This window comes from Rhodoferax sp., assembly GCF_028688795.1.
Classification (GTDB): Bacteria; Pseudomonadota; Gammaproteobacteria; order Burkholderiales; family Burkholderiaceae_C; genus Rhodoferax.
On sequence record NZ_JAQTXM010000012.1, the window covers coordinates 24,451 to 40,496 of the forward strand.

Here is a 16,046-nt window from a genome sequence, read left to right on the forward strand (position 1 = left end):
TGATTCGTGGGCATCCTTCACCCCGCCTTTGAACTGCCGTTAACCCCGCCGTTTTGCCTGCCTTGACGCTTTAAACCACCATGTTGTACCAAATTGTTTCCCTGTTGCTTGAAATCGTCTGTGGCATCTTGAGCGGCGTGTGCCTGCTGCGCCTCTACATGCAGTACCAACGCATTCCCATGTCGGCCCGCTCTGGCAACCCACTGGGGCGTTTTGTGTTTGCCCTGACCGACTGGATCGTGCTGCCGCTGCGGCGTGTGTTGCCGTCAATTGGGGCCTTGGACACCGCCAGTCTGATGGCGGCTTTTTTGCTGCAGTTGGCCGAGTTTGGCGTGCTTTGGCTGCTGGCTGGTGCCTCAGGCGGGTTGTTTGCGGTGCCGATTTTGGCGGCGTTTGGCTTGGCGCGCATGACCATTTCTGGCATGACCGGTGCGGTGATTGTGTTTGCGGTGTTGTCTTGGATTCAAACCCAGTCACCTATGGCTGACATCATCGAGCGTCTGGTGGCGCCCTTGCTGATGCCGATTCGCCGCTTTCTGCCGCTGGTGGGTGGCATTGATTTGTCACCACTGGTGCTGCTGGTGATTTTGCAAATTTCCGCCATTGTGCTGGGCAACCTGCAGGCTGCGGCGTTGATGGCCTTTTGAGTCAGAATTATCAGTTTTTTGGTCCTCTAACCCCTTTAAATTTTATCGTCATCAGCTATATTAAAAATGGCATTCAAAAGGAACCCCACCATGTCTGAATCCTGGAAATTTGAAACCAAATCCGTTCACGCCGGCTATTCGCCGGACCCCACCACCAAAGCCGTGGCCGTGCCGATTTACCAAACCGTGGCCTATGCGTTTGACAGCGCCCAGCATGGCGCAGATTTGTTTGACCTGAAGGTGGCAGGCAACATTTACACCCGCATCATGAATCCGACCAACGACGTGCTGGAGCAGCGCGTTGCGGCACTCGAAGGTGGCATCGCCGCACTGGCCCTGGCCTCTGGCTCGGCAGCGGTTACGTATGCCATTCAGACCATTGCCGAAGTGGGCGACAACATTGTGGCTAGCAACGCGCTTTATGGCGGCACTTACAACCTGTTTGCGCACACCTTCCCGCTGTCTGGGATCACCGTGCGTTTTGTCGACACCAACGACCTGGCCGCTCTGGCGGCCTTGATTGACGACAAAACCAAGGCCGTGTTCATTGAATCCATCAGCAACCCACAAGGCCGGGTGACTGACATTGCCGCGATTGCCGAGGTGGCCCACCGTCAAGGTGTGCCGCTGATTGTGGACAACACGGTGGCCACGCCCTATCTGCTGCGCCCGATTGAGCATGGGGCCGACATCGTGGTGCAGTCGCTCACCAAGTACATGGGCGGCCACGGCAACAGCCTGGGTGGCGCCATCATTGACTCGGGCAAGTTCCCATGGGCTGAGCACAAGGCCCGGTTCAAACGCCTGAACGAGCCCGACCAAAGCTACCACGGTGTGGTTTACACCGAAGCGCTTGGGCCGGCCGCCTACATTGGCCGCGCCCGCGTCGTGCCGCTGCGCAATACTGGCGCCGCGTTGTCGCCGTTCAATGCTTTCCTGATTCTGCAAGGCATAGAGACATTGGCGCTGCGCATGGACCGCATCAACGACAACACGCTCAAAGTCACCCAGTTTTTGCAAGACCATCCCAAGGTGTCCTGGGTCAGCTATGCGGGCTTGCCCAGCCACCCGGACTATGCCTTGGCGCAGAAATACCTGGGCGGCAAAGCCTCGGGATTGTTCACCTTTGGGGTGAAGTCCGCGCCCGGTCAAGGCCGTGTGGCAGGCGCTGCCTTTCTGGACGCGCTCAAGCTCTTCACGCGCTTGGTCAACATTGGCGATGCCAAGTCACTGGCCACACACCCTGCATCTACCACGCACCGCCAGTTGTCGCCCGAGGAGTTGGCCAAGGTTGGCATTCCGGAAGACGCCGTGCGCCTGTCGGTGGGCATTGAGCACATTGACGACTTGCTGGCTGACCTAACGCAGGCCTTGGCCGCAGTTTGAGCGGCCCATGATGCCGGCGCGGTCAGCTGACCGCGTCGGCGCTCTGGCGCGTCAGCATGGCCAAGGTGTTGGCAATGGTTTTGCGCAGTTCGCGGCGGTCACAAATCAGGTCGACCGCGCCCTTGGTTTGCAAAAACTCGGCGCGTTGAAAGCCTTCAGGCAGTTTCACGCGCACGGTTGATTCAATCACCCGGGGGCCGGCAAAACCAATCAGGGCCTTGGGCTCGGCAATCACTACATCACCCAAAAAGGCAAAACCAGCGCTGACGCCGCCCATGGTGGGGTCGGTCAACACGCTGATAAAGGGCAGGCCTTTTTTGGCCAGATGGGTCAATGAGGCATTGGTTTTGGCCATTTGCATCAGGCTCAACAAGCCTTCTTGCATGCGCGCGCCACCGGTGGCGGTGAAGCAGACAAACGGCACTTTTTGCTCAATGGCGGTGTGTACGCCGCGCACAAAACGCTCGCCCACCACCGAGCCCATGCTGCCGCCCATGAATTCAAATTCAAAACAAGCGGCCACTAAGCCAACACCCATCACCGCGCCACCAATGACCACCAAGGCATCGGTTTCTCCGGTGTTTTCCATCGCCTCTTTCAGGCGCTCGGGGTATTTGCGGCTGTCCTTGAATTTAAGGGCATCCACGGGCAACACTTCCTGGCCAATTTCATAACGGCCTTCGTTGTCCAGAAACACGTTGAGCCGCGCCCGCGCACCAATGCGGTGGTGGTGGCTGCAACTGGGACAAACATTCTGGTTTTGTTCCAGGTCAGTTTTGTACAGCACGGTGTCGCAACTGGGGCACTTGATCCACAGGCCACCGGGCACACTGCGCCGGTCTTCCGGGTTGGTGTGCTGGATTTTTGGGGGAAGCAGTTTTTCTAGCCAACTCATATTTATTCTCCAGAAGCCTTCGTTTGACGGCGGTGCATTATGAATCCAGCGCGGTGCGAATTTCGCGCATGAACGCCTCAGCGGTGGCCGCCACCTGGTCACGGGGCTGGTCATCAATCAACTGAATCAGCCGGCTACCAATCACCACGGCATCGGCCACACGGCCTATGGCCTTGGCCGTGGCGGCGTCGCGAATGCCAAACCCCACCCCCACCGGGCATTGCACGTGGGCGCGGATGCGTGGCAGCATGGCTTCGACCGCGCCGGTGTCAAGCGCACCCGAGCCGGTCACGCCTTTGAGCGACACGTAATACACGTAGCCACTGGCAATGCGGGCCACTTGCTGCATGCGCTCATCGGTGGACGTGGGTGCTAACAAGAAGATCAGGTCGAGGCCGTGGCTTTTCAGCTCGGCGGCGAAGTCTTCACACTCTTCAGGCGGGTAGTCGACGATCAGCACACCGTCCACACCCGCTTGTGCAGCATCAAGAACAAATGGGCTTGTAGCTCCCGTGGATTGTGCGTAGCCAGCTATTGATGAAGTAGCACCGTGCTTTTGGTTGTAACGCTCCACCGGGTTGGCGTAGCCCATCAACACCACTGGAGTGGTCTGATTTTGGGTGCGAAAGACACGTACCATTTCCAGCACCTGAGTCAGGCCGATGCCAAAGGCCAGCGCTTTGTCGCCCGCCTTTTGAATCACCGGGCCATCGGCGCTGGGGTCAGAAAACGGCACGCCCAGTTCGATCACGTCCGCGCCACCTTTGACCATGGCATGCATCAGCTCAGGCGTGACATCGGCAAACGGGAAGCCAGCCGTGACAAACGGAATCAGCGCCTTGCGACCCTGGGCTTTCAAGTGGGAGAAGGTGGCGACAATGCGGCTCATTTGTATGCTCCTGAATCTGTAGCTGCTTGCGCTTGTTTAATAAGGGCTACAGGCACATTTTGTACATCACCTTTGACCGATTGGCCTTGGCAGCTGGGGCGGCAGAAGAAGTCGGCATGGCTCAGGTCAGCCACGGTGCCAATGTCTTTGTCACCGCGACCCGACAGGTTGACCAGAATCGACTGGTCGGTGCGCATGGTCTTGGCCAGTTTCATGGCGTAGGCCACGGCATGGCTGGATTCCAACGCGGGGATGATGCCCTCGGTGCGGCACAGGTAGTGGAACGCTTCCAACGCTTCCTTGTCGGTGATGCCGACGTATTGGGCGCGGCCAATGTCGTTCAAAAACGCGTGCTCGGGGCCCACGCCAGGGTAGTCCAGCCCGGCGCTGATGCTGTGCGTCTCGGTTACCTGGCCGTTGTCGTCTTGCAGTACATAAGTGCGGTTGCCGTGTAACACGCCGGGGCTGCCGCGCTGGATGCTGGCCGAGTGTTTGCCGCTGTCCATGCCTTCGCCTGCCGCTTCCACGCCAATCAGTTGCGTGGCTTCATGCGCGATGTAGGGGTGAAAAATGCCCATGGCATTGCTGCCGCCGCCCACGCAAGCCACCACCACGTCAGGCTGCTCAGTGGTGCAGCCAGCGCTTGCCAGCATCTCCGGCATTTGCACCAGGCATTCCTTGCCAATGACGCTCTGAAAATCGCGCACCATCATCGGGTAGGGGTGCGGGCCGGCCACGGTGCCGATGATGTAGAAGGTGTTGTCGACGTTGGCGACCCAGTCGCGCATGGCTTCATTGAGCGCGTCTTTCAGCGTGCGGCTGCCGCTGGTGACGGGCACCACGGTGGCGCCCAGCAGCTTCATGCGGTACACGTTGGGGCTTTGGCGCTTGACGTCTTCACTGCCCATGTAGACCACACATTCCATGCCGTAACGGGCGCAAATGGTGGCGGTGGCCACGCCGTGCTGGCCGGCGCCGGTTTCGGCAATCACGCGCGGTTTGCCCATGCGTTTGGCCAGCATGGCCTGGCCAATGGTGTTGTTGATTTTGTGCGCACCAGTGTGGTTGAGGTCTTCGCGCTTGAGGAAGATTTGCGCGCCCCCTTGCTCGCGGCTCATGCGCGCCGCGTGGTACACGGGCGATGGGCGGCCGACAAAATGTGCCAGTTCGTAATTGAATTCAGCGACAAATTCGGGGTCGAACTGGTATTTTGAGTAGGCGGCCTTGAGCTCGTTGATGGCGTGGGTCAGCGTTTCAGAGGCAAAACTGCCGCCGTATATGCCAAAGTGGCCACGTGGATCGGGTTGTTGGTAGTTAAACATAATAATATTAAATTGATAGCTACTCGCGCTTATATATAAAGGGCTAGAAGCCAATTTCTCTTAAATTTTGAGGGCGGGGCTGGTGTCGCTACCGCCTTGTTGTGGTCTATTTTGCAAGGCCTGCGTGATCACGGTCTGCCTGGCGAACCGCTGCCACAAACGCTTGTATTTTTGCCGGGTCCTTGATGCCTTTTTGGCCAGACACCTCAACCCCCGAGCTGATGTCAACGCTGAGTGTTTTGCAGCGCGGGCGCACGCTTGTGATGCCATCGATCACGTTGGCAGCGTTCAGCCCACCACTCAAGACGAGGTGAGCGTTGACGTTTGGAGGCAGCAGTGACCAATTGAATGCGTGCCCGCCACCACCGTACCCGTCAACTTGTGCGTCGAGCAAAATGGCTTGAGCCTGTGAATAATCTTGGGCAAATTTTAAGAGATCAAAGCCGACGCCGGCGTCACCCAAGGGAATTCGCGCGGCCCGCAAATACGGGCGCTTGCCCAGCTCGCTCGCCTGCCAGCAGGCCTGGGGTGATTCATCACCATGAAATTGGGCTATAGCCCCCGCCACGCTTGCACAAGCAGCTATTATTTTTGAAGTTTCTTCGTTGACGAACAGTAACACTGGTGTACAGAAGGGCGGCAGCCGGTGGGCCAATTCTGCCGCGCGCTGGACCGACACATGGCGCGGACTTTTTTCATACAGCACAAAACCAATGGCATCCACGCCCGCCGCCACGGCGGCATCCACATCCGATTCACGGGTCAGGCCGCAGATTTTGATGCGGGTGCGCAGCAAGCCAGGCTGGGTCGGGGCAGGGGTTTGCGTCATGGAAGTGCGTCAAAAAGTGGGGTTTGGTCGGGCAAGCCCCAATGCGCCGCATACCGCGGGCCCAAAAAGTACAGGCCGTCGGGTGAAAACGTGGGGGCCGCTGCATCGCGGTTGCGTGCGGCCAAGACGTCAGTGACCCATTCAGGCGGGCGGCGTTGGTCACCCACCAGCAGCAGGCAGCCCATCAGGTTGCGGATCATGTGGTGCAGAAACGAGTTGGCTTCAAATTCAAAGCGCCAATAAGCACCCCGGCGGCTGATGGCGATGCGCGTCAGGGTCTTTACCGGTGACAAGGCTTGGCAGGCGCTGGCGCGAAACGAGGTGAAATCGTGCTCGCCCACCAGCAGCGCGGCGGCCTGTTGCATCAGTTCAAGGTTCAAAGGCCGGTGCACCCAGCCCACTCGGCCTTGGTCAATGCTGGGGCGCACCGGTGACGCCAGCAAGCTGTAGGCGTAGCGGCGCGACAAGGCGCTGGCACGGCAATGGAATTCGGCCGGTACCTGTTTGGCCCATTGCACGGCTATGTCGCGTGGTAGCAAGGCGTTGGGCCCGCGTACCCAGGAAGCTTCAGGGCGGTTGACCGGGGTGTCAAAGTGGACCACTTGCATGAGGCCATGCACACCAGCGTCGGTTCGCCCGGCGCACAGTGTGGAGACGCGGTGCGCTGCAAACTCGCCCAGCGCCTTTTCCAGCTGGTCTTGCACCGTTTGCCGGGAGAGTTGGCTTTGCCAGCCTTGGTAATGACCACCGTGGTAGCTGATGCCCAGCGCCAGCCTCACGCGGTTTTGCCCGTCAGCGGCCATCCGTGGGGCGCGTCAAAGCTGCTTGAGCGCGAGTTGCGCTTTGGCTTTCATCTCGCCAGTGGCCTCAGCGATGACTTCTTCAATCAGGGCCCGTGCGCCGTCATCGTCACCAATGGCCTTGAATTCTTCGGCCAGCGCCAGTTTGGTTTCAAGCGGGTCACCGGAGGCCTCAGGGAAGGCGCCAGCCAGTGTGATGGGACCCTCATCCAAGTCGGGCAGGAGTCCACTGGAGGCGTCGTCGGGGGTGACAAATTCGCCGGGTTTGGTGCTGCTGAAATCAAGCGCGAGTGAGCCCAGGTCAAATTCCATCAGGCCGGAATCGGCGGCTGGCTTGTCAGCAGCAGCGGGCACGTTGAGCACTTGGGTTTTGTCAAAGTCATCGTTGCTGTTGAGCGTGTCGTCGCTCAAACCGGTGTAGTCGAGCTGCATGTGCGCTGACTCAGGCGCGGCGGGTTCTTCTGCTTCAGCCGTTTCAATTGGCTCGACCGGTTCAATGGGCTCCGGCATGGTCCAGGCAAAGTCATCTGGCAGGGTCAAAGGCGCCGGCTCGGTGGCAGCAGGCGCTGTCAGATTTGGCGCTGCTGACTCAATTTCCGGCAGATCAGGCAAATCTGGCTCATCCAGCGAAAAGTCAAGGTCTAAGTCCAGGTCGGTATTGCCTTCGGTCAGAGGCATGGGCTCGGTGCGCTGGTCTTTCTGATCGGTCTGCGCATCGGGAAGGACCGAGTCCAGGCCGGCCGGGCGTGTGGTGCTGCCAACTTCCGCAAACGGCTGGCCGCCAGGCAGGTAGAGCGCGTTATCTGGGTCGATGGTCAGGCCTTTTTCGCAAATTTGCTCCCAGTCTTGCCCCATGCCATTGGTTAAGTTGAAGGCCAGTGTGGCGATGGCTTCGAAGGCCTTGGCATCACGGCGCTTGGCATAAATTTCAAGCAATTTTTGATGAATGGCGAGGCGTTCAGGGCGGGTGCGCAGGGCATCCTTTAATATTTCTTCGGCTTGCAGATCACGGCCATATGCCAAATACACGTCGGCTTCGGCTACGGGGTCGACGTCATCGACCGCTTCAAGCTGACTGGGTGAATAAATCATCGACGAGCCAGTGACCGAGTTGTTGGTGTCCACATTTTGGCCACCGCTGTTGCCAAAAAAGGACTCGGGTTGCAGCCGGCTTTCGCCAAAAGCGCTGTCCTGCGCCTGGGCTTTCTTGCGCTGTCTGGCTTTGTAGAAGCCAAAGCCAACCAGCAAGGCAACCAGCCCCAAGGCGCCCCCGGGCAACAGCGGGTCTTCCATCAGGGTGTTCACAAAGCCGGGTTCCTCAGCAGCCACCGGTTCGACAGGTTTGGCCGCTGAAGCAGCTTTGGCAGGGGCTGACGCCGGCGCCAGCACAGGCGCAGAGGCGACTGCTGCAGCGGATGCTGCCACGGCTGCGCTGGCTGCCAAAGATGCTGAGGCAGCAGCTGTCGCGGATGCAGCTGGCGCTTCAGGCTGTGCCACTGGCACAGGCAGGGTGACCTGGGCGGGCTTGGGTTCAGAGGCGGCCGCACCCGCACTTGAGGCGGCTGCGATCTTGTTCAAGTCTTGAAGATTCTTGGCCAGTTCGGCGGCCCGGTTGGCTGTTTCCTTGGCGTTGCGGGCTTGTGCCAGCTGGTCTTCGCTGGCTTTGTCGGTGACGGCACCTTTGGACAAGGTCAGCTTGTCAGGTGTTGCAGCGCTTGGTTTTTTGTCCTCAACCTTGGCTTCAAGTTTGCCGCTCACTGCCCGGCTGGTTGGTGTCACTTGGGTGGTGGGGGCACTGCTGGCCAATTTGCGACGGAACGCATTGAAGTCCTGGCTTTGGGCAAAGATGATTTGGCTGGCTTGTGTGGTGCTGGTCGCTGTCGCCTCGGTTTCGGTGGGCAGCGTGACGACTGCCCCCGCCTTGATCCGATTCACGTTGTCACCAATGAACGCATCCGGGTTGCTGCGTAACAAAGCCACGAGCATTTGGTCGAGTGAGACGTTGGCGGGTTTGTTGTTGGCGGCAATGCGCCCTGCGGTGTCGCCGGTCTTGACGCTGACTTGCTGCTTGTCTGTGTCGGGCTGTTGGGTCTGGGGCTTGGATGCCGGGGCGGGCTTGACTGCGGCTGCCGGGCTTGGCGCTCGGGGCGGTGTGGCCTCGGGCCTGATGGGTGGGGGCAGAGCGCGCGCGGGCGCAGGCACGGGCTGCGGTGCTGGCGCTTGCGCCGGTGCGATGGCAGTGGTGGCTGAGTTGCGCAAACCTGGCGGGTCAAACAGCATGGTGTAGTCGCGCACGATGCGCCCCGTGCTCCAGCTGGCCTCAAGAATCATGTCGACAAAAGGCTCATTGATGGCCCGCTCGCTGCTGAGCTTGAGGTAGGCGTGGCCATTGCTGCGACGCTGCAAAGTGGCTTGCAAGCTGGACATGGCGGCGTTGTAGTCCAAGCCTGCGGCCCTGAAGGCGTCTGGTGGTGCGACCCGAGCGTTGAGCGTCGCGGCCTCTTCGGCGTTGATGTCCAAAATCTCAATTTCAGCCCTGAGGGGTTCACCCAGCGATGACTGCACATTCACCCGTCCCAAAGACAAAGCGTTCGCTGAAGTGCCCCACAAACCCATGAGCGCAGCTGCCGCCACGGCGGTCAGTTGCCATCGGTGAGATTTAGCAATCAATTTGTCAACTCCTGTTTGGCGGCCGACGGTAAGCGGGCTGCATTTGGCGCGATGGGCCGGTATCTTGAAATAATTAAAAGTACCATAGCAGCAACGGCTTAGCTTGACAAGTTAAGACAGCTGGTGAACTTGATACGATCTTCTTTGACGCCACAAAGTCGCAATTCTATGTTGTAGAACGACAACGGCCTGACACCCCAATCAAAGAGGGTGACAGGCCGCTAGGGCGAGTCAATACAGACTATGCCTGCAGCAAAATCCGCAGCATGCGGCGCAGTGGTTCCGCAGCCCCCCACAGCAGTTGGTCGCCAATGGTGAACGCGCCCACATAGTCCGGCCCCATGGCCAGTTTGCGGATGCGGCCGACCGGAATGTTCATGGTGCCAGTAACGGCAACGGGGGTCAGGTCGCGCATGGTGGCTTCGCGGTTATTGGGCACCACTTTGGCCCATGGGTTGTCCGCGGCAATCATGGCCTCAATATCGGCCACCGGCACGTCTTTTTTGAGCTTGAAGGTCAGGGCTTGGCTGTGGCAACGCATGGCCCCCACGCGCACGCAGAACCCGTCTACGGGAATGGCGGCTGAACTGAAACCTTCGCCCATGCCGAGGATCTTGTTGGTTTCAGCCATGCCTTTCCACTCTTCCTTGCTCATGCCGTTGCCCAGGTCTTTGTCAATCCAGGGAATCAGAGAGCCGCCCAGTGGGACACCAAAATTGGCGGTCTCGGTAGCGGTCAAGGCGCGTTGCTTGGCGATCACCTTGCGGTCGATTTCCAGAATGGCGCTTTTGGGATCGTCCAGCAGCGCTTTAACTTCGGCATTCAGGGTGCCGTACTGGGTCAGCAACTCGCGCATGTGCTGCGCGCCACCACCACTGGCTGCCTGGTAGGTCTGGGTGCTCATCCATTCAACCAACCCGGCCTTGTACAGCGCACCCACACCCATCAGCATGCAACTCACGGTGCAGTTGCCACCGACCCAGTTGTTGCCACCCTTGGCCAAGGCACTTTGGATCACGGGCATGTTCACCGGGTCAAGAATGATGACCGCGTCTTTTTCCATGCGCAGGGTGGATGCCGCGTCGATCCAGTGGCCAGCCCAGCCAGCAGCGCGCAGCTTGGGGAACACTTCGGTGGTGTAGTCGCCGCCTTGCGCGCTGATGATGATGTCGCAGCGTTTGAGGGCCTCAATGTTGAAGGCGTCCTGCAGGGTGGTTTCGTTTTTGGCGAGCGCTGGTGCTTTGCCGCCTGCGTTGGATGTGGAAAAGAAGATTGGCTCAATCAGAGCGAAGTCGCCTTCTGCCTGCATGCGGTCGATCAGCACCGAGCCCACCATGCCACGCCAACCAACCAAACCCACCAAATTTCCTACTTTCATCCTGTTCACCTTTTAAATGATTGAATCAATTCTTACCTGCCTACTTGGATCACAACAACCTAGCCACTACTTGATGGCTTTTGCCACGGCGTCGCCCATTTCACGGGTGCTGACGCGCGTCGTGCCTTCACTGAAAATATCGGCTGTGCGCAGGCCTTGGGCCAAGACGGCTTTGACAGCGGCCTCGATGCGGTCGGCGGCTTCGGGCTGGTTCAGGCTGAAGCGCAGCATCATGGCGGCGCTCAAAATCGTGGCCAACGGGTTGGCAATGCCTTTGCCAGCGATGTCTGGTGCGCTGCCATGGCTGGGCTCAAACAAACCCTGGTTGTTGGCGTTCATGGAGGCTGAAGGCAGCATGCCGATGGAGCCGGTGAGCATGGATGCTTCATCGCTCAAGATGTCGCCAAACAGGTTGCCGGTAACGACGACGTCAAACTTTTTGGGTGCGCGCACCAGTTGCATGGCCGCGTTGTCCACATACATATGGTCAAGCGCGATGTCCGGGTATTGCAGGCCAACCTCAGTGACCACGTCTTTCCAGAACTGGAAGGTTTCCAGCACGTTGGCTTTGTCCACGCTGGTGACTCGGCCTTCAGAACCCGCTGCCTTGCGTTTGCGGGCCGCTTGAAACGCCACGTGGGCGATGCGTTCGATCTCTGGGCGGCTGTAACGCATGGTGTCGAACGCTTCTTCCGCACCGGGGAAGTGACCATCCACCGCGATGCGGCGGCCACGTGGTTGGCCAAAGTAAATGTCCCCCGTCAACTCGCGCACGATCAAGATGTCCAGACCGGCAATCAGCTCAGGCTTCAGGCTGGAGGCGTCGACCAATTGTTCATAACAAATGGCCGGGCGAAAGTTGGCAAACAGCCCGAGGTGCTTGCGCAGACCCAAAATGGCTTGTTCGGGGCGCAAGGGCCGGTCAAGGGTGTCGTACTTCCAGTCGCCCACCGCGCCAAACAGCACGGCATCGGCCTCTTTGGCCAGTTTCAAAGTCGACTCTGGCAGGGGATGGCCGTGGGCCTCGTAGGCCGCACCGCCGACCAATGCGGTTTCCAGCTCGAACGTCAAGCCCAGGGTATGGAGCACCTTGACCGCTTCTGCAACGATCTCCGGACCAATCCCGTCACCGGGCAAAACTGCAATTTTCATGGTGATTTTCCAAAGTGTGGGGACCGGGCTGGCGCACGGATTGCCGTGGGTTTACGCCCGATCAGATCATATAAATGATAGCTGTCTACGCAATCATGGAGTGGGCTAGCCACGGTTTTTGTGCCAAACGTTCAGCCTCAAAGGCCTTGATCTTGTCGGCATGGCGCAAGGTCAGGCCAATGTCGTCCAAGCCGTTGAGTAGGCAGTATTTGCGAAAGGCTTGCACTTCAAATGGCAGTTCATCGCCACTGGGTTTGACGACGACTTGGCGTTCCAGGTCAATGGTCAAGCTGTAGCCCGGAAAAGCAGCCAATTCATCAAATAACTTGGCCACCTGCGTCTCTGGCAAAACAATCGGCAACAAACCGTTCTTGAAACTGTTGTTGAAAAAAATGTCGGCATAACTTGGGGCAATGATGGCGCGAAAGCCAAACTGATCAAGCGCCCAGGGCGCATGTTCACGCGACGAACCGCAGCCAAAATTTCTGCGTGCCAACAAAATAGATGCCCCAAGGTAGCGCGGTTGGTTCAATACAAAGTCAGGGTTGGGCTTACGGCTTTGAGGGTCTTGCCCCGGGTAGCCGGCATCCAGGTAACGCCATTCATCAAACAGGTTTTGACCAAAACCAGTCTTGCGAATGGACTTCAGAAATTGCTTGGGAATGATGGCGTCGGTGTCGACGTTTTCCCGGTCCATTGGGGCGACCAAGCCTTTGAGTAAGGTAAATTTTTGCATGGTGAGGACCTAATTTTTCTTGACAGTGCCTTCAATGGCAGAACCTGCTTTTTGCAGGTCCTGGCCCACGCCTTTGACCGTGTTGCAGCCCATCAGTGCTGACAGACTGGCAACCAGGAGCAATGCAGCAATTGATTTCATGAAACGCTCCTGTGAGGCTCAGACAAATTTTCTGACATCGACAAAATGGCCGTGGATGGCTGCCGCCGCCGCCATGGCCGGACTGACCAGATGGGTGCGGCCGCCAGCGCCTTGTCGACCTTCAAAGTTGCGGTTGCTGGTGGACGCACAACGCTCCCCCGGTTCAAGCCGGTCGGCGTTCATGGCCAGGCACATGGAACAACCGGGCTCACGCCACTCAAAACCTGCAGCGCGGAAAATTTCGTGCAAGCCTTCGCGTTCGGCCTGTTCTTTGACCAAGCCGGAACCTGGAACGACCATGGCCAAACGGATGTTGGGCGCGATTTTTCGGCCCAAAGTTTTTACTACGGCGGCGGCTTCGCGCATGTCTTCAATGCGGCTGTTGGTGCATGAGCCAATGAACACTTTGTCGACATACAGGTCGTTCAGTGCTTTACCAGGCTCCAGTGCCATGTATTGGAGCGCACGCTCAATCGCGCCGCGCTTGTTGGCATCTTTTTCTCGGTCTGGGTCAGGTACTCGGTCATTGATGCCCAACACCATTTCGGGTGAGGTGCCCCAGGTGACTTGCGGCACCAGTTGAGACGCATCAATGTCGATGACAGCGTCAAAGTGTGCGTCAGAGTCGGAGTGCAGGGTCTTCCAGTAAGCCACGGCCTGATCCCATTCCACGACTGCAGCGGGTTCATTGGGGGCATTGAAGCCAGGAGCCAAAGGGCGACCTTTGACATACTGAATGGTTTTTTCATCCACCGCCACCAAGCCCGCGCGTGCACCGGCTTCAATGGCCATGTTGCAAACCGTCATGCGGCCCTCCATACTGAGTGCACGAATCGCAGCACCGCCAAATTCGATGGTATAGCCGGTGCCCCCGGCTGTGCCGATTTTGCCAATGATGGCCAGCACGATGTCTTTGCCACCACAACCGCGCGGTGACACACCTTCGACCCGGATCAGCATGTTTTTTGCTTTTTTGGCCAGCAGGGTTTGCGTGGCCATGACATGTTCGACCTCGCTGGTGCCAATGCCGTGGGCCAGTGCGCCAAATGCACCGTGCGTGGAGGTGTGGGAGTCACCACAAACAACCGTCATGCCGGGCAGAGTGGCACCGTTTTCTGGGCCGATGACATGCACGATGCCTTGGCGGCGTGACATGAAGGGGAAATACGCCGCAGCGCCGTATTCCTTGATGTTCGCATCGAGCGTCAGCAATTGCTCTTTGCTGGTGGGGTCAGTGATGCCGTCATATCCAAGTTCCCAACCGGTGGTGGGGGTGTTGTGGTCTGCAGTGGCCACAATGGAACTGATGCGCCACACTTTTCGCTGTGTTTGGCGAAGTCCCTCAAACGCTTGCGGGCTGGTGACTTCATGCACCAGATGGCGGTCAATGTAGAGCAGGGCGGTGCCATCGTCTTCAGTGTGGACGACATGTTCGTCCCAGAGTTTGTCGTAAAGGGTGCGTCCCATCGTGGTTCCTTTGGTAAGCCGAAGATTTTAAACGGCGCTGCGATCAACCGAGATTACAAATGAAAAAGTCCGCCGGTGTTGCCAGCCGGCGGACTTTTGAAACAGCTCGCTGTGTTTAACGTTCGCCGACAGGCTTGACGTTGCGTGAGACGGCGCCCGTGAACAACTGACGTGGACGACCAATTTTGTACTCTGGATCACTGATCATTTCATTCAGCTGTGCAATCCAGCCCACGGTGCGTGCCAAAGTAAAGACACCTGTGAACAGATTGACGGGGATGCCAATGGCGCGCTGCACGATGCCGGAGTAGAAGTCGACATTCGGATAGAGCTTGCGCGATACGAAGTATTCGTCTTCCAGGGCAATCTTTTCAACTTCTTTTGCCAACTTGAACAAGGGGTCGTTTTCCAGGCCCAATTCTGCAAGCACTTCGTTGCAGGTTTCCTGCATGAGGGTGGCGCGTGGGTCGTAGTTTTTGTAAACGCGGTGACCAAAACCCATCAGCTTGACGCCAGAGTTTTTGTCTTTGACCTGTTCCATGAATTGGCCGACCTTGGAAATACCGCCTTGACGCTGAATATCTTCCAGCATGTTCAGGCAGGCTTCATTCGCACCGCCGTGGGCCGGGCCCCACAGACATGCGACGCCAGCGGCAATGGCTGCAAATGGATTCGTGCCAGACGAGCCGCACAGGCGCACGGTGGAGGTCGATGCGTTTTGTTCGTGGTCAGCATGCAAAATAAAGATGCGGTCCAACGCACGTTCAAGCACGGGGTTGACTTTGTACTCTTCGCAAGGTGTACCAAACATCATGCGCAAGAAGTTACCCGCATAGCTCAAGTCGTTTTGCGGGTACATGTAAGGCTGGCCAACACCGTATTTGTAGGCCATGGCCACCAAGGTGGGCATTTTGGCAATCAAACGAATCGCCGCAATTTCACGGTGCTCAGGGTTGTTGATGTCGGTGCTGTCATGGTAGAACGCCGACAGGGCACCCACCAAGCCAGTCAGCACTGCCATCGGATGGGCATCACGGCGGAAGCCACGCAGGAAAAACTGCATCTGCTCATTGACCATGGTGTGGTTGATGACGAGCTTGTGGAAATCTTGACGCTCTTGCACTTTTGGCAATTCGCCTTTGAGGAGCAAATAGCAAGTGTCAAGGTAGTCGCACTGCGTGGCCAATTGTTCAATGGGGTAGCCGCGGTACAGCAGTTCACCCTTGTCGCCATCAATGTAGGTGATGGCAGACTGGCATGAGGCTGTTGACAAAAAGCCCGGGTCATACGTGAACATGCCGGTTTGGCCGTAGAGCTTGCGAATGTCAATCACATCTGGACCAACGGTGCCTTGGTAAACCGGCAAATCGACGCTGGGGCTGCCGTTGCTGAACGACAGGGTGGCTTTATTCTCAGCTAGCTTCATTTTGACCTTTCAGGTGGTTCTTTCAACATACTTAAAACTTCACGGACTTCATCCTGCACAAGATCTGGGTCAACTTGGGCCAAAGTTTTGCGCCCAAGGTGCAAATCAAGCAAGTCAGAATCGCTTAAATCCATTAGAGCGTTCAGACCTTGCACCTGCTTGACAGTGAGTGTGGAAGCAAACTTTTTAAAGAAGCGTTCGATAAAAATGTCGTTTTCCAGCAAGCCTCGGCGGCAACGCCACCGCAGCTTGCTCAGCACTCTTTCATCAATGAGTTCGTCTGTTGCATCCATGCTCGGTGTTTTGAT

At 57.9% G+C, this 16,046-nt stretch carries 15 protein-coding genes; 2 read left to right on the forward strand and 13 right to left on the reverse strand.

Features of this window, described 5'->3' with window-relative positions:
- Positions 1-80: 80 nt before the first annotated feature.
- Entirely contained in the window at positions 81-647 is a 567-nt protein-coding gene (locus tag PHQ58_RS10570; protein ID WP_300110897.1) for a YggT family protein, read from the forward strand.
- A 90-nt stretch (positions 648-737) separates the two neighbouring features.
- Positions 738-2,033, forward strand: coding sequence for an aminotransferase class I/II-fold pyridoxal phosphate-dependent enzyme (locus tag PHQ58_RS10575; protein WP_300110899.1), 1,296 nt, complete (start codon positions 738-740; stop codon positions 2,031-2,033).
- Between the two features lie 22 nt (positions 2,034-2,055).
- Here the strand turns inward: PHQ58_RS10575 and accD are convergent, their stop codons facing one another.
- The 13 genes from accD to PHQ58_RS10640 all read right to left on the reverse strand — a co-directional run bounded on the left by accD (position 2,056) and on the right by PHQ58_RS10640 (position 16,031).
- Positions 2,056-2,928, reverse strand: coding sequence for an acetyl-CoA carboxylase, carboxyltransferase subunit beta (accD, locus tag PHQ58_RS10580; protein WP_300110901.1), 873 nt, complete (start codon positions 2,926-2,928; stop codon positions 2,056-2,058).
- Positions 2,929-2,965: 37 nt separating this feature from the next.
- A complete protein-coding gene (gene trpA / locus PHQ58_RS10585; protein WP_300110903.1) occupies positions 2,966-3,817 on the reverse strand; it encodes a tryptophan synthase subunit alpha in 852 nt (283 codons plus the stop codon).
- Positions 3,814-5,139, reverse strand: coding sequence for a tryptophan synthase subunit beta (gene trpB, locus PHQ58_RS10590; protein ID WP_300110905.1), 1,326 nt, complete (start codon positions 5,137-5,139; stop codon positions 3,814-3,816). The genes trpA and trpB overlap by 4 nt, the downstream gene beginning before the upstream one ends.
- Positions 5,140-5,245: 106 nt before the next feature.
- Positions 5,246-5,968 (reverse strand): phosphoribosylanthranilate isomerase, encoded by a 723-nt coding sequence (locus tag PHQ58_RS10595; protein WP_300110907.1) that lies wholly within the window; start codon positions 5,966-5,968, stop codon positions 5,246-5,248.
- On the reverse strand, positions 5,965-6,747 hold the full coding sequence (gene truA / locus PHQ58_RS10600; RefSeq protein WP_300111058.1) for a tRNA pseudouridine(38-40) synthase TruA: 783 nt from the start codon (positions 6,745-6,747) through the stop codon (positions 5,965-5,967). Before truA ends, PHQ58_RS10595 begins: the two co-directional genes overlap by 4 nt.
- A 36-nt stretch (positions 6,748-6,783) precedes the next feature.
- The gene (locus tag PHQ58_RS10605; protein WP_367187303.1) at positions 6,784-9,438 is read right to left on the reverse strand and encodes a FimV/HubP family polar landmark protein; all 2,655 of its coding nucleotides are present in this window, start codon (positions 9,436-9,438) and stop codon (positions 6,784-6,786) included.
- 241 nt (positions 9,439-9,679) lie between these two features.
- On the reverse strand, positions 9,680-10,816 hold the full coding sequence (gene asd, locus PHQ58_RS10610; RefSeq protein ID WP_300110908.1) for an aspartate-semialdehyde dehydrogenase: 1,137 nt from the start codon (positions 10,814-10,816) through the stop codon (positions 9,680-9,682).
- Positions 10,817-10,882: 66 nt separating this feature from the next.
- Positions 10,883-11,968 carry a 3-isopropylmalate dehydrogenase gene (gene leuB / locus PHQ58_RS10615; protein ID WP_300110910.1) on the reverse strand — a complete coding sequence of 362 codons (1,086 nt, stop codon included), beginning with the start codon at positions 11,966-11,968 and terminating at the stop codon, positions 10,883-10,885.
- Between the two features lie 85 nt (positions 11,969-12,053).
- The gene (gene leuD / locus PHQ58_RS10620; protein WP_300110912.1) at positions 12,054-12,704 is read right to left on the reverse strand and encodes a 3-isopropylmalate dehydratase small subunit; all 651 of its coding nucleotides are present in this window, start codon (positions 12,702-12,704) and stop codon (positions 12,054-12,056) included.
- 9 nt (positions 12,705-12,713) lie between these two features.
- Positions 12,714-12,845, reverse strand: coding sequence for an entericidin A/B family lipoprotein (locus PHQ58_RS10625; RefSeq protein WP_300110914.1), 132 nt, complete (start codon positions 12,843-12,845; stop codon positions 12,714-12,716).
- Between the two features lie 18 nt (positions 12,846-12,863).
- Positions 12,864-14,312, reverse strand: a complete 1,449-nt coding sequence (leuC, locus tag PHQ58_RS10630; RefSeq protein ID WP_300110916.1) for a 3-isopropylmalate dehydratase large subunit — start codon at positions 14,310-14,312, stop codon at positions 12,864-12,866.
- Between the two features lie 115 nt (positions 14,313-14,427).
- The gene (locus tag PHQ58_RS10635; RefSeq protein WP_300110918.1) at positions 14,428-15,738 is read right to left on the reverse strand and encodes a citrate synthase; all 1,311 of its coding nucleotides are present in this window, start codon (positions 15,736-15,738) and stop codon (positions 14,428-14,430) included.
- Entirely contained in the window at positions 15,735-16,031 is a 297-nt protein-coding gene (locus tag PHQ58_RS10640) for a succinate dehydrogenase assembly factor 2 (RefSeq protein WP_300111060.1), read from the reverse strand. The genes PHQ58_RS10635 and PHQ58_RS10640 overlap by 4 nt, the downstream gene beginning before the upstream one ends.
- Positions 16,032-16,046: the final 15 nt, after the last annotated feature.

Bases quoted from the DNA above. Each gene is read 5' to 3' on its own strand.
- leuC (WP_300110916.1), bottom strand. From the start codon at position 14,312: ATGGGACGCACCCTTTACGACAAACTCTGGGACGAACATGTCGTCCAC.
- PHQ58_RS10595 (WP_300110907.1), bottom strand. From the start codon at position 5,968: ATGACGCAAACCCCTGCCCCGACCCAGCCTGGCTTGCTGCGCACCCGC.
- asd (WP_300110908.1), bottom strand. From the start codon at position 10,816: ATGAAAGTAGGAAATTTGGTGGGTTTGGTTGGTTGGCGTGGCATGGTG.
- trpB (WP_300110905.1), bottom strand. From the start codon at position 5,139: ATGTTTAACTACCAACAACCCGATCCACGTGGCCACTTTGGCATATAC.
- trpA (WP_300110903.1), bottom strand. From the start codon at position 3,817: ATGAGCCGCATTGTCGCCACCTTCTCCCACTTGAAAGCCCAGGGTCGC.
- PHQ58_RS10575 (WP_300110899.1), top strand. From the start codon at position 738: ATGTCTGAATCCTGGAAATTTGAAACCAAATCCGTTCACGCCGGCTAT.
- PHQ58_RS10635 (WP_300110918.1), bottom strand. From the start codon at position 15,738: ATGAAGCTAGCTGAGAATAAAGCCACCCTGTCGTTCAGCAACGGCAGC.
- leuD (WP_300110912.1), bottom strand. From the start codon at position 12,704: ATGCAAAAATTTACCTTACTCAAAGGCTTGGTCGCCCCAATGGACCGG.
- PHQ58_RS10625 (WP_300110914.1), bottom strand. From the start codon at position 12,845: ATGAAATCAATTGCTGCATTGCTCCTGGTTGCCAGTCTGTCAGCACTG.
- PHQ58_RS10640 (WP_300111060.1), bottom strand. From the start codon at position 16,031: ATGGATGCAACAGACGAACTCATTGATGAAAGAGTGCTGAGCAAGCTG.
- leuB (WP_300110910.1), bottom strand. From the start codon at position 11,968: ATGAAAATTGCAGTTTTGCCCGGTGACGGGATTGGTCCGGAGATCGTT.
- accD (WP_300110901.1), bottom strand. From the start codon at position 2,928: ATGAGTTGGCTAGAAAAACTGCTTCCCCCAAAAATCCAGCACACCAAC.
- PHQ58_RS10570 (WP_300110897.1), top strand. From the start codon at position 81: ATGTTGTACCAAATTGTTTCCCTGTTGCTTGAAATCGTCTGTGGCATC.